Here is a 13,931-nt window from a genome sequence, read left to right on the forward strand (position 1 = left end):
AAACAAAACAAATGGCATCTACATCAGATATTAGAAACGGATTATGTATTAAATTCAATCATGATATTTATAAAATCGTTGAATTTCTTCACGTAAAACCTGGAAAAGGTCCGGCTTTCGTTAGAACAAAATTAAGAAGTTTAACCACAGGAAGAGTATTAGACAATACGTTTTCTGCAGGACATAAGATAGACGATGTACGTGTAGAGACGCATAACTATCAGTTTTTGTATGCTGAAGGTGATGAATTTCATTTCATGAATACAGAATCTTTTGAGCAAATCTCCCTGAATAAAAACATTTTGGATGCTCCGGGATTATTAAAAGAAGGAACAAGTGTAATGGTTCAGGTAAATACTGAAACTGATTTACCTTTATCAGTAGATATGCCATCTTCAGTAATTCTTGAAGTTACTTATGCTGAGCCTGGTGTGAAAGGAAATACAGCTACAAATGCTACAAAATCTGCTACAGTAGAAACAGGAGCAACTGTAAACGTTCCGTTGTTCATCAACGAAGGCGATAAAATTAAGATTGATACAGCTTCAGGTTCATACATGGAGCGTGTAAAAGAGTAGTTTATCTATTAGATAATTTGTCAATGAGTCAATTAGAAAATTGATGCTTCAGCAGAAATTGAATAATTTTATTTTCTAATTGACACATTTTTTAATTGACACATTCTCTAATTGACAAATTTTCTAATTATAAAATATGAAATTTCCAAAGATTCATTCTTTACAAGAAATTGCAAATTTGCTTCAGTGCGAATTTATAGGTGACCAGAACTTTCCGGTTTTAGGCATGAACGAGATACATGTTGTTGAGCCGGGTGATATCGTTTTTGTAGATCATCCTAAATACTACGACAAAGCTTTACAATCAGCAGCTACTATTGTTTTAATTAATAAAAAAGTAGATTGTCCGGAAGGTAAAGCCCTTTTAATATCTGATGATCCTTTCAGAGATTTTAATACCCTAACCAGGCATTTCAGGCCTTTCCAGGCTACAACTGTATCAGTGTCTCTTTCTGCAACTATTGGAGAAGGAACCGTGATTCAGCCCAATTGTTTTGTTGGAAACTATGTTACAATTGGTAAAAATTGCCTGATACATCCAAATGTTACGATTTATGATCATACCGTAATTGGAGATAATGTAATTATTCACGCGGGGACTATTTTAGGAGCAGATGCCTTCTATTATAAAAAACGCCCGGATGGTTTTGATCAGCTGCTTTCTGGAGGAAGAGTTGTAATCGAAAATAATGTTGGTATTGGTGCACTTTGTACCATTGATAAAGGTGTTACAGGAGATACCACTATTGGTGAAGGGACAAAAATCGACAATCAGGTTCACGTTGGACATGATACTGTAATAGGGAAGAAGTGTCTGATTGCTTCTCAAACAGGTATTGCAGGTTGTGTTGTTATAGAAGATGAAGTAACAATTTGGGGACAGGTTGGTACAACAAGCGGTATCACAATAGGAGCTAAGGCTGTTATTATGGGACAGACTGGTGTTACAAAATCGGTTGAAGGGGGGAAATCTTATTTTGGAACTCCAATCGAAGAATCCAGAGAAAAGCTAAAACAATTGGCGAATATCAAAAAGATTCCTGAAATTTTAAATAAATTGAAGTAATATGTCTATAAAAGAGTTTGTTCAGAAATTTTATAAATCGGATGCCTTAATTGATAGCGAAATCATGAAGACGTATTTACATACTGATGTAAAGTTAGATTGGAATAGCACCAAAGGATTGATCGAGATGGATTATAATTCGATGTTAGATATGGCCAATGAGTTAAGCCGTGCTTACGTACGTTCTAAAGTTAGAATTAGCCATATTATTGCTGAAGATGATTTAGTTTCAATACGATATTCTCATTTTGTGAAAACGATTGAAAACCCGAGGGAAGAGATGTTATTAGCCCATTTTGCTACAATTTGGCAAATAAAAGATGATAAATTATATCGTGGCTATCAGATGAGTCAATTTTCTTAATTTTTTTGAAGACAAAAAGGTTAAAATACGTTACAAAACCTTACTTTTGCATCACAATTTTAAAAACTACATAAAATATATATCATGAGTGTTTTAGTTAATAAAGATTCCAAAATAATTGTTCAAGGATTTACAGGAAGCGAAGGAACTTTCCACGCTTCTCAAATGATTGAGTACGGTACTAATGTTGTTGGTGGTGTTACTCCTGGAAAAGGGGGGACTAGCCATTTAGACCGTCCGGTTTTTAATACAGTAAAAGATGCTGTTGATCAGGCCGGAGCTGATACATCTATCATTTTCGTACCGCCAGCTTTTGCTGCTGATGCAATTATGGAAGCTGCTGATGCTGGAATTAAAGTAATTATTGCTATTACAGAAGGAATTCCTGTGGCAGATATGATTAAAGCAAATAATTATGTTAAAGAAAGAAATTCCAGATTAATCGGGCCAAACTGTCCGGGAGTAATTACTCCGGGTGAAGCTAAAGTTGGTATCATGCCAGGTTTTGTTTTCAAAAAAGGAACTGTTGGTATCGTTTCTAAATCAGGAACTTTAACTTACGAAGCTGCTGACCAGGTTGTAAAACAAGGTTTAGGTATTACTACAGCTATTGGTATCGGTGGGGATCCAATTATTGGAACTACAACTAAAGAAGCTGTTGAGTTATTAATGAACGATCCTGAAACTGAACTTATCATCATGATTGGTGAAATTGGAGGTCAATTAGAAGCTGATGCTGCTAAATGGGTTAGAGCTGATGGTAACCGCAAGCCAGTTGTTGGTTTTATCGCTGGAGAAACTGCTCCTGCTGGTAGAACAATGGGTCACGCAGGTGCTATTGTTGGTGGTTCTGATGATACAGCTGCTGCTAAAAAACAAATTATGAGAGATAACGGAATTCATGTTGTTGATTCACCAGCTGAAATTGGTAAAAAAGTAAAAGAAATATTAGGATAATCTCTAATATTCAAAATAATAAATTCCAAAAAAAAGTCTCAATATTTTGTTGAGACTTTTTTTACATTAATAAAGTGTATGGAATGTAAACAAACGCTTAGCAACTGAGTTCCTTAGAATCTTAGAACCTTCGTGAAAAAACAAAAAATAATATGTACAAAGAATTAGAAAAGTTTAAAGTAAGCAATAGTTTTACTTTTACTATTGAGGATAGTTTAGAACAAGCATGTAATGCTCCTGAAGCAGGTGCAGGAGTTTTTGTTGTTTATGCTGTTGAAGGCGATGCAAAAGAATTGATCATGGTGGGTTCTACAGGAACTGTTCAAAACGACGGAACTTTGAAAAGTAAAAATGGCGGTCTTTATGATAAAATTGTAAACGGTCATCAATTTGCAAAAACAGGAAGAAAATATTCATGGCCGGCACAAATGAAGTTAGAAGGTATTTCGGCTTTAGAAGTAGTCTGGTATGAAACTTTCACTGCTGACGTAAAAGGAATTCCAACAACTGTTGAAGGACAAGTTTTACAAAATTTCTTAGATGCAAATTCAAAATTACCAAGATGGAATGTAGCTTTCTAAAAAGCTATTTCAAAATCATACTTTAAAAAGCCTTACTATGTATTTAGTAAGGCTTTTTAAATTTATTACTTTTCAGAATTTCAGTATAAAAACGGGTTAAGAAATAGACAAACAATAAAATGTTAAAAAAAACTAAAATTTTTATCCGTAATAAAATCTTACATATTTTAATATTATTTAAATAATTTTATATTTTTTAATTTACTTTAACCCGCGACAGATCAATAAAAACGGGTGATTCTCTATGTTAGCGAACTACTTCTTTTGTGTAAAAAAATTGTTTTTAAATATTTGCTTTTATATATTTATCGCACACAAGTAAAGGATAATGTTAAAAAAACGTATTCTTTATGTTAAAATGAAGTGCTTATTTTCAGGAATTCTACCACAAATAAATATGAAGACCAAATTTTTACAATTAAAAACTTTTGATGATATTACGCTTTGGAATAACTTAAAAGATGGAGATGAAAAATCATTCTCAATGTTGTTTGAGAAGTATTATGCAGACTTAGTTAGTTATGGAAACTCTTTATTTCCGTATGCCGAAAAAGTGCAGGATTGTGTTCAGGATGTTTTTACTGATATTTGGGTATATCGAAATGGTTTACAAAGTTCAGTGGTAGTAAAAGCATACTTATTATCGAGTGTTCGTAAACGAATAGCACGTTTACATGAGCGTGATCGTATTTTTCGCAAATCTACAAGTACTGATACTGTCGCGTTTCTTTTGGAATTTTCTGTTGAGTATGATCTTATTGATGATGACACTGTAACTAAGGAGAAGGTAGTTTATTTAAATAATTTATTAAATAATTTGCCTGCACGTCAAAAAGAAGCTTTGTACCTAAGATATCATCAGGGATTATCAGTAGAACAAATTGCTGAAATGCTTGATGTTAATTATCAGTCTGCAAATAACTTGTTACACCGCGGTTTACTTACGCTTCGCAAGGAATGGAAGAGTAGTTTTTCGTTAATTCTTTTTCTATTTTCTACAGCTTGTTAAATTTATTTTAAAAAAAAGTAAAAAAAAACACAATTTAGTGAGTATATAATAAGAAAGCTGTCCTCTATGTTTTTGTAACCTTATTTTTTAGATGCAAAAACGTAATAAATATACCGAAATAGAAGATTTCTTATCTGATGAATCATTCCAGTCATGGATCTTATTTAAAATTGACAAAGATGGTTGGGAAGAATGGACATTAGAAAGTCAGCAACGTGCCAAACTGGTAGAAGGTGCAAGACTATTGTTGTTAGCAATGAAAGTGCCGGAATCAGCAATATCTCCATCTGATCTTCATAATGCCTTACAGTCTACCTGGATTAAAATTGAAGAGAAGGAAATTCAAAATAATACTACTCAAAATTCAAAAATAAAATATTTCAAAAAATATTTTCTTACAGGAGTTGCTGCTGCCTTAATTATTGGCCTGAGTTCAGTATGGCTTTACAAAAATCAATTTGAACCACAAAGCAAAGTAGTTACTTACAAACAACTTATCGATGAAAATAGTGAAGGATTGGTAGAACAGACCAATAATTCAGATAAACCCCAAATCATCACGTTATCGGATGGTAGTTCGGTTTTATTACAGCCTAACAGTAAACTAAGTTATCCTAAAATCTTTACCGGAAACGAAAGAAAGGTGTATTTATCCGGCGAAGGTTTCTTTGAAATTAGTAAAAATCCTAAAAAGCCCTTTTTTGTTTATGCAAACGAAATTGTAACCAAGGTTGTCGGAACTAGTTTTAGAGTTAAAGCTTATTCTGATCAGCCTGATGTTGAAGTTCTTGTTCGCACCGGTAAGGTTAGGGTAAAATCAAATGATTTGGTTTCTAAATCAGATCAGGAAGAAGTGGTTTTACTACCTAACCAGGCCTTACGATTCTTAAGGAGTGATTTAAGTTTTAATAAAATTACCAATATTACACAAGATCAGGTTTTGACAAAAAGTGTTGGCAATATTGAACAATTAAGTTTTGAGTTTACAGATATTCCGGTATCGCAAATCTTCGAGACCATCGAACAGGCTTACTTAGTTGAGATTGATTATCCTAAAAATAAGCTGAAAGATTGTCATCTCACCACTTCGCTCAGTGACCAGCCTTTGACAGAAAAACTAAAAATAGTCTGTAATAGCATTGGGAACAATACCAGTTTTGAAATGAATGGAAATCAGATTATTATAATATCCGATGGCTGTAATTAATGCTCATTTATAACTGTAATTATAAAATGGGATTTTATTTAAAATGCAAAAAAAACAACCAAAAACAATCCAAAATAAACTAAATAAAAGACGCCTATGTAAATGAAAATGCAGAAAAAAAAGTGCCGAAATGCTGTAACATTTTCGACACTTAAATTAGTTGAAATGCTCTCTGTAAAGAGCAATTCATGACGTTTCTTAAAATACACTCGAATCAGTATTAATCAAAACAATCCAAAATTATGAAAAAACCAGTTGTTAAACAACGATTACTCCATCGAATCATGAAAATAACACTATTTCAGTTTGTCCTGGCACTTGTATTTTCAAGCGTTGCCATGGCAAATGATGTAAGTGGGCAAAAAAAACTAGATACTAAGGTCACTATAAATGTTGCTAATTTAACTTTAGACAATGCATTATCCAAGTTGGAAAAGTCTGCTCATGTAAAATTTTCGTACAACTCAAGATTGCCTCAGCTTACTCAAAAAGTAACTATAGATGCAAATGAGGAAGTACTATCAAGTATTTTAAACCGAATCTTAATACCTTTTAATATTACTTATACAGAAGTAAGCAATCAAATTGTACTTCAAAAAAGTGCTGCAGATCCTTTTGCAAGTTCAGAAGCTAATAATTCTTTATTCGAAATATTAACGGCAGGACCAATTATTAAAGGTATTGTTACGGATTCAAATGGTAGTCCATTACCAGGAGCTACTGTAATGGTAAAAGGAACTAAAGTTGCTGTACTTACTGATTTTGACGGTAGATTTACTATAGAAGTTCCTACTAACAATGATAGACTTGTAATTTCATATGTAGGTATGGAGTCTAAAGAAATTGGTATCGGAAATGTTAATCCTTCTATTGTTTTAAGTGAAGAAGGACAAAATTTAAAAGAAGTTGTAGTTACTACTGGTTACGAAAAAACATCTAAAAGAACTTTTACGGGAGCTATCAGTAAAATTTCTGGTGCTGAATTAAAAGTAGATGGTGTTGTAGATGTAAGCAGAATGATCGAGGGTAAAGCTGCCGGGGTTACGGTACAAAACGTTACCGGATCTTTTGGTTCTACTCCTAAAATTACTGTACGTGGATCTTCTTCAATTTTTGGAGATACAAAACCTTTATGGGTTATTGACGGAGTGGTACAGGAAGATATTATCAATGTTACTTTTGCAGATTTAGCTTCAGGGAATTCAGCGACATTATTAAGTTCTGCTGTAGCTGGATTAAATGCGAATGATATTCAAAGTATTGAAATCCTTAAAGATGCATCGGCTACTTCAATCTATGGTTCAAGATCATTAAATGGAGTGGTAGTTGTAACAACCAAACAAGGCCGTAGAGATTCTCCTTTAAAAATTAGCTATTCTGTTGAAAACACAGTAAGATCTGTGCCAAGTTATACGCAATATGATGTTTTGAATTCTCAAGAGTCAATGAGCGTTTTTCAAGAGATGAGAGAAAAAGGATACCTTAGTCAAAGTGCGTCATTAACTTCCAGATTTAGTGGGGTTTATGGTATTTTGGCAAAACAGGTTAATCTTTACGATACTTCAAATGGTTTATATGGAGTAAAAAATGAGCAGCCTTATATCAATGAATTCTTAAAAAAATATGAATTGGCAAATACAGATTGGTTTAAAGTTTTATTTAGACCTTCTATTACGCAAAGTCACTCATTAAGTTTTTCAGGAGGAGGAAAGAATAATACTTTTTATGGCTCTTTAGGATATTATACGGATCCGGGATGGACTTTGGCTGATAACGTAAAGCAATTGTCATCAAATTTAAAAGGAACATTTTTTATAAATGACAGATTAAATATTACTTTATCAACACTTGCTTCTGCTCGTGATCAGGAAGCTCCGGGTACTTATGAAAGTAAAAATGATGTTGTATTTGGAAAGGTTACAAGGGATTTTGATATTAACCCTTTTAATTATGTTTTAAGTACAAGCAGAACATTAAGACCGTATGATGATAATGGAAATTTAGAATATTATCAAAATAACTGGGCCAAAATGAACATCCTTAACGAATTGAAAAATAATACTTTAGGAATTAAAGTGAAAGACATTCGTTTTCAGGCAGATATAGATTATAAAATCAATAAGCACTTAACTTATAATTTTACTGGTTCAGCCCGTTATGCTAATACATCGAGAGAGCATAGAATTTATGAAGGTTCAAATGTTGTAGGAGCTTATAATGCGGGTGTGGGAGATAATCCAAATACACAAATCCAAAAAGATAACGTGTTTTTATACCAAAATCCAAATGATTTAACAGCGCCTAAAGTTTCAGTGTTGCAAAACGGTGGATTCTTAAGAAAATACACTAACGATATGACTTCATATAATGTTAGAAATAGTGTTACGTACAGAAATACATTGAATGACAAACATGAACTGGAAGGTTTCTTTGGTACAGAGTTTAGATCAGTAGACAGAAATAATGACAACTTTACAGCAGCAGGAATACAATATGAAAAAGGACTTAGTGCTTTTGTTGATCCAAAGCTGATTGAAAAAATGGTAAACGAAGGTAACTCTTATTATGACTTTGGAGCAGAAAGAGAGCGTACTGTTGGTTTCTTTGGAAAAGTAGGATATACATACGATCGTCGTTACACAGGATCGGTGACAGGACGTTATGATGGATCTAACAGACAAGGTGATACAGGATCTTCAAGATGGCTGCCTACTTACACAGTGAGTGGTAAATGGAATATTAAAGAGGAAAAATTCATGAAAGATGTGGAATCTGTTAATACTTTAGCACTTAGGGCTTCTTATGGTTTAACAGCGACAGCAGGACCAGCAACTAACTCTTTGGCGATTTATAAAAGTTATATCACAGATCGTTTTGCTACAACTGACAGAGAAAATGCAATACGTATTCAGGATTTACAAAATCAAGATTTGACTTGGGAAAAACAATATGAAACTAATATTGGTATCGATTTAGGGATGTTTAGAAACAGAGTGCAGTTGACAACTGATGTTTATAGACGTAAAGCATTCGATTTGATTGATTATGTAATTACTTCAGGAGTTGGAGGACAGGATGTAAAAATGGGAAATAATGCTGATATGGAAACTAAAGGTATTGAAGTTGGTTTTACTACTCAGAATATTGTTTCATCTGATTTTAAATGGTCTACTACATTAAATTTTTCTGTATACGATCAAAAGATTACAAAACTAGCTAACAAACCTTCTGTATTTGATTTAGTATCCGGAAATGGAGGTAATACTGTAGGACATCCTAGAAATTCATTGTATTCTTATCAATTTACCGGATTAAACAATGAAGGATTGCCAACTTTTAAATTACAGGATGGTGCTGAAAATAATATTACAGAAGCAAATTTTCAGGATACAAATGATGTGATGAAGTATTTGAAATATGAAGGGTCTGTTGAGCCTAATAAATCAATTGGTCTTGCCAATACATTTACTTATAAAAGTTGGTCATTATATGTTTTTGTAGTAGGATCAGGTGGAAATAAGGTACGATTAAACCCTGTATACAGTAACAAGTACACGGATCAAACTGTTTTTACTAAAGAATTTGCTAACAGATGGATCAATCCGGGCGATGAGAATTATACTGATGTACCGGTTATTGCTGATCAGTTGATGAACAGAAATTATGGTACTAATAATTTACAAATTGCATATAATACTTATAATTTCTCTGATGTTAGAATTGCCAGTGGTGATTTTGTCAGATTAAAAAATATTTCTTTGGGCTGGGAATTTCCAAGTGATTTTAAGAGAAAATTAGGGGTGAGTACTTTTAATCTGAAAGGTTCAGCAGTTAACCCATGGTTAATTTATTCAGATAAAAAATTACACGGTCAGGATCCGGAGTTTCGTAATACAGGAGGGGTAGCTTTCCCAATTACAGCACAATATACTTTTGCAATAAACCTTTCATTTTAACAATAAAATTGATTATGAAAAATATAAAAATAACACTGTCATTATTATTACTAATTGGTATTAGCAGTTGTGATGATTTTCTTTCAGAAGTACCAGATAATAGAACACAGATAGATACGCCTGAAAAGATATCTGAACTACTAGTTACAGCCTATCCTAAAACTACTTATTTTGTAATTGCAGAGACAATGTCAGATAATATTTTTGACACTGAGGTAAAAACAAATGCGAATATAAGTAATGAGCAGAGCTTTAACTGGGAAATGCAGACTCAAATCGATAAAGACACTGAAAATGGATTTTGGACAGGGTCTTACGAAGCAATTGCAGCAGCAAACCAGGCTTTGGTTTCTATTGAAAAGCTTGGCAGCCCAACGAGTTTAAACCCTCAAAAAGGAGAAGCATTAATAACTAGAGCCTACAACCATTTTATGTTGGTTTCTTTATGGGGAAATCGTTATAATCCTGCAACTGCAGCTACAGATTTAGGAGTTCCTTATATTACAGAGCCTGAAACAGCTTTGTTGGCGCAATACAAACGTAATACAGTTAAAGAAGTCTTTGACCTTGTAGAAAAGGATCTTATTGAAGGAATGAAGTACATTACAAGTAACTATAAAGAGCCTAAATATCATTTTAATGTAGATGCTACTAAAGCATTTGCCTGTCGTTTTTATTTGATAAAAGGAGATTGGGATAAAGTACTTGAGTATTCTGAAGGACTGGGTTCTAAACCAACTAAGCTTAGAAATTATACTGCTTTCAATGCTGCAGCTTTCGCTCAGATGCCAATTGATTATTCTAAGTCAGAGCAGGATACTAACCTATTGATTAATTTTCCTAATTCAACGGCAAACAGGGCTGCATCATACAGGTTTGCTTTTCCATCTCTTAAATCAGATGAATTGCTGGGAACACTAACAAATATGTGGGGTAAGGCTAATTTAATAAATGCAAATGGTTACTATTACGGTGGTTCAAATGTTTTTATTCCTAAACTTTATGAGTATTTTAAATTTACTAATGTGACAGCAGGTGTTGGAGAAGCTTATACCGGAACAGTTTTATTTAGTAATGATGAAATGTATCTGAACCGTATTGAAGCACTTGTAATGAAAAATAGATTTTCAGAGGTTAATACTGAGTTGGGGTATTTTTTAGGAACAAGAACTTCTGGATATAATCCTGCTACAGATATATTGGATGAGGCGAGAGTAGTTGCTAAATATCCTGTTATAGCAAATGAATTTACTCCATTTTATGCATTAACAGATGTTCAGACTTCTTATATTAAAGCTATTGCAGAAGCAAGAAGAAGAGACTTTATGCGAGAAGGTCTTAGATGGTTTGATGTAAGACGTTTTAATCTGGTAGTAGAGCATAATACTCTTGAGTTTGGTAAAGTAGTTCGAAAAAATGTTTTAGGAAAAGATGACAAACGCAGAGCTTTACAAATACCACTTAGAGCTTCAAGTAATGGAATAGAAATGAATCCTCGATAAATTTTAATTAGAAAGTATTATGAAAATAGCAAAAATATATACGGTGGTGCTTATGACAGGAGTATTACTTCTTTCTTCCTGTGCTCATGAAGACCAGCCAAAAGAAAGCTGGTTGGATTTTACAGTACCAGCAAAAACGGATTTAGATAAATGGATTGGTGTAAATTTTCTGGATCCTTATAATATCAATGTGTATTATATATGGAATCAGAACCTGGTAGACAACAACAGATACCTGTATCCGCCAAAACAAGATAAAGTACAGCCAGCGATGGAAGTGGTTAAGAAAATCTGGATCGATAGTTATACTACTATTGGAGGGGCAAATTTTGTTAAGATAATTGCACCAAGAGAATTTGTACTTGTGGGAGGAGTAAACTTAAATACTAATGGTACAGTTACATTAGGACTTGCCGAGGCAGGCCAAAAAGTAACCCTTTTTCAGGTAGATAATCTTAACAAAAAAAACAGAGCAAACGTAACTCAATTTATTCACACGATTCAACATGAGTATGTTCATATTTTGAATCAGACTAAGCCTTTTGATGAGCAGGCATGGGCAAAACTAACACCTACCGGATATACTACAAGCTGGTATACTGCGGCAATTTCTACCTCAAGAAACTTAGGTTTTATAACAAGTTATGCCAGACTAAGTATTTATGAAGATTTTGCTGAAACTGCCGCTACGATTTTAACAAGTTCAAAAGCTGAATATGATGCTATATTGGCTGGTGTTACAGACGCTACAGCAAAAGCTAATATAAAAGCAAAAGAAGCACTTGTGGTTAAATATTACAGAGATGCTTTCAACATTGATTTTTATGCTTTAAGAGATGAAGCTCAAAAAAATACTGATTTTGTAATAAATAATTAAGGACAATAATTTTCTAAAAATAGATGTTATGAAAGTAAAAAATATATACAAGTACTTAATGATTTCTTTAGGAGCATTGCTTTTAGGATCATGTACAAGCACAGAAGTAGATTCGGATTTTGATCAAAATGCTACGGATAGATTAAGCGGACGTAAAAAAGAATTGAATGACCTGTTACTTTCATCAGCAGAAGGATGGAAGGCCGTTTATTATACTGATAGTACGCAATTAGGAGGATGGACCCATTTATTTAAATTTCTGCCGGAAGGAAAAGTAGATATGGCATCAGATTTTACTATAGGTACAGACATAGATACAAAAACCTACAGAAGTCAATATGAGATTCAGATGGGAAGTACCGTAAGTTTGGTTTTTACAACTCAAAATAGAATTCATCTTTTGTCTGATGCCGGTAATTACCCAACGGCTGCACTTTTAGCAAAAGGGTATTTAGGTGACTTTCAATTTTATTATTATGGGCAAAAGAATGGTGATATCATTTTTAAAACCAACAGAAATGGTCATGAACTGCGTTTTGTAAAAGCAACAGCAAAAGACTGGACAGATTTGCCAAAAAATGTACCAATTATCAAAAATATAACGGGCGATATGTTTAGTCCATTATATCGATTGTTGGAAACAAATGATGGAACAGCGGTACATAAATTTGATTTTGATTACAATGCCAGCGCTCGCTTTGGTACAGCAACATCTTTAGATCCTGCAAGCAGAGATGCTTATGATGTGGCATTTGCATTCACGCCAACCAGTGCTGTAACTAAACTTCCAGTAGAAGTTAAAGGTCAGAAACTTACTAATTTTATTTATGATAGTGCAACTACTAATTTTGTAGCTACAGGTACAAATGGAGTTAGTGCAACAATTAAGTATACAAATACGCCACCAATAATAACAGATGATTACAAACTTTTCTTAAGTGGAAAAGGAAATCCTCAAATTGTTTTAGGGTACATAGCGGCTAACTTATATTCAGCTCCAACTACCAGTGACTATTTTAGATACTTAATAAATAAAGTCAATGCGACACTGCCTGCAAATCAGTCTATTGCCAGAGTGCAAATATATTTTAACAACGCTGTTAATGGTACTTACATTCAATATCAATTTAATGGTGGAAAAGCAGCTATGAATCATTTAGTAACAACAACTGAAGACGCTGTTAATAAAACCATTATTTTAAAAGATGCTGGTTGGGTTGGAGGTGCTGCTGCAGCCGCATTCTTAAAAGATATAGATAATGAATTATTGAATACCAAAGGGTTATATGTTAAAAAAGAAAATTTTAAAATTACATACAGTAATGTTATCTATACTTTAGCCAGCGCATCAAGCAGTTTTAGAATGACAACTTATCAATTGTAATTTTATTTTATTTTTGTATTTATTTTGAATTAAAGCAGCTCACTTCGGGCTGCTTTTTTATAATTTGCCTGAATAAAACCATCCTTCATTTAATTCATAGTAACAATTAAGAATAGCAATTAAAAAGCTAAGAATATGATTAAACAGTATATCACATTAACAGGCATTATTTCTTTTTTTCTGGTATTCATGCTTTGGGCAATATCATTATTGTTTCCGGCCTACACCAGATATTTTACATATATCGCTATTATAATATTGGTTCCGGTGATCATTTTGGACCTGATAAAAAAGAGAAAAGAAGATAAAGTCGAAGATACAGAGAGTTTTAAGCTATCAATTTACAATATATTGATTTCAGCGGTAATACTTGGAGTTTTATTTTTTATCATTAATCAGAAATAAACATTAAAATTGTAGTCTTACTACCATTTATATTTTGAATAAAGC

12 protein-coding genes are annotated in these 13,931 nt (G+C 33.1%); all 12 read left to right on the top strand.

The features are described 5' to 3' along the window. Positions 1-11: 11 nt before the first annotated feature. Positions 12-578 carry an elongation factor P gene (gene efp / locus ACHRWY_RS02320; RefSeq protein ID WP_035624093.1) on the top strand — a complete coding sequence of 189 codons (567 nt, stop codon included), beginning with the start codon at positions 12-14 and terminating at the stop codon, positions 576-578. A gap of 136 nt (positions 579-714) precedes the next feature. Then, on the top strand, positions 715-1,644 hold the full coding sequence (locus ACHRWY_RS02325; protein WP_395352129.1) for a UDP-3-O-(3-hydroxymyristoyl)glucosamine N-acyltransferase: 930 nt from the start codon (positions 715-717) through the stop codon (positions 1,642-1,644). Between the two features lies 1 nt (position 1,645). Next, positions 1,646-2,008, top strand: coding sequence for a nuclear transport factor 2 family protein (locus tag ACHRWY_RS02330; protein ID WP_198999737.1), 363 nt, complete (start codon positions 1,646-1,648; stop codon positions 2,006-2,008). An 84-nt stretch (positions 2,009-2,092) separates the two neighbouring features. Continuing rightward, positions 2,093-2,965, top strand: coding sequence for a succinate--CoA ligase subunit alpha (gene sucD / locus ACHRWY_RS02335; protein ID WP_055092315.1), 873 nt, complete (start codon positions 2,093-2,095; stop codon positions 2,963-2,965). Between the two features lie 152 nt (positions 2,966-3,117). After that, the gene (locus ACHRWY_RS02340; protein WP_395352131.1) at positions 3,118-3,546 is read left to right on the top strand and encodes a hypothetical protein; all 429 of its coding nucleotides are present in this window, start codon (positions 3,118-3,120) and stop codon (positions 3,544-3,546) included. Between the two features lie 397 nt (positions 3,547-3,943). Continuing rightward, positions 3,944-4,555: an RNA polymerase sigma factor gene (locus ACHRWY_RS02345; RefSeq protein ID WP_395352133.1), complete on the top strand. Its 612-nt coding sequence runs from the start codon at positions 3,944-3,946 to the stop codon at positions 4,553-4,555. A 91-nt stretch (positions 4,556-4,646) separates the two neighbouring features. After that, a complete protein-coding gene (locus ACHRWY_RS02350) occupies positions 4,647-5,762 on the top strand; it encodes a FecR family protein (protein ID WP_395352135.1) in 1,116 nt (371 codons plus the stop codon). A gap of 242 nt (positions 5,763-6,004) precedes the next feature. Continuing rightward, positions 6,005-9,718 (top strand): SusC/RagA family TonB-linked outer membrane protein, encoded by a 3,714-nt coding sequence (locus tag ACHRWY_RS02355; protein WP_395352137.1) that lies wholly within the window; start codon positions 6,005-6,007, stop codon positions 9,716-9,718. 14 nt (positions 9,719-9,732) lie between these two features. Beyond that, entirely contained in the window at positions 9,733-11,220 is a 1,488-nt protein-coding gene (locus ACHRWY_RS02360; protein WP_395352138.1) for a RagB/SusD family nutrient uptake outer membrane protein, read from the top strand. 19 nt (positions 11,221-11,239) lie between these two features. Further along, the gene (locus tag ACHRWY_RS02365) at positions 11,240-12,097 is read left to right on the top strand and encodes a putative zinc-binding metallopeptidase (RefSeq protein ID WP_395352140.1); all 858 of its coding nucleotides are present in this window, start codon (positions 11,240-11,242) and stop codon (positions 12,095-12,097) included. A gap of 28 nt (positions 12,098-12,125) precedes the next feature. Next, positions 12,126-13,481, top strand: coding sequence for a DUF4302 domain-containing protein (locus ACHRWY_RS02370; protein ID WP_395352142.1), 1,356 nt, complete (start codon positions 12,126-12,128; stop codon positions 13,479-13,481). Positions 13,482-13,616: 135 nt separating this feature from the next. After that, on the top strand, positions 13,617-13,886 hold the full coding sequence (locus ACHRWY_RS02375; protein WP_395352144.1) for a hypothetical protein: 270 nt from the start codon (positions 13,617-13,619) through the stop codon (positions 13,884-13,886). Positions 13,887-13,931: the final 45 nt, after the last annotated feature.

The organism is Flavobacterium sp. FlaQc-48 (assembly GCF_044007335.1).
Taxonomy (GTDB): Bacteria; Bacteroidota; Bacteroidia; order Flavobacteriales; family Flavobacteriaceae; genus Flavobacterium.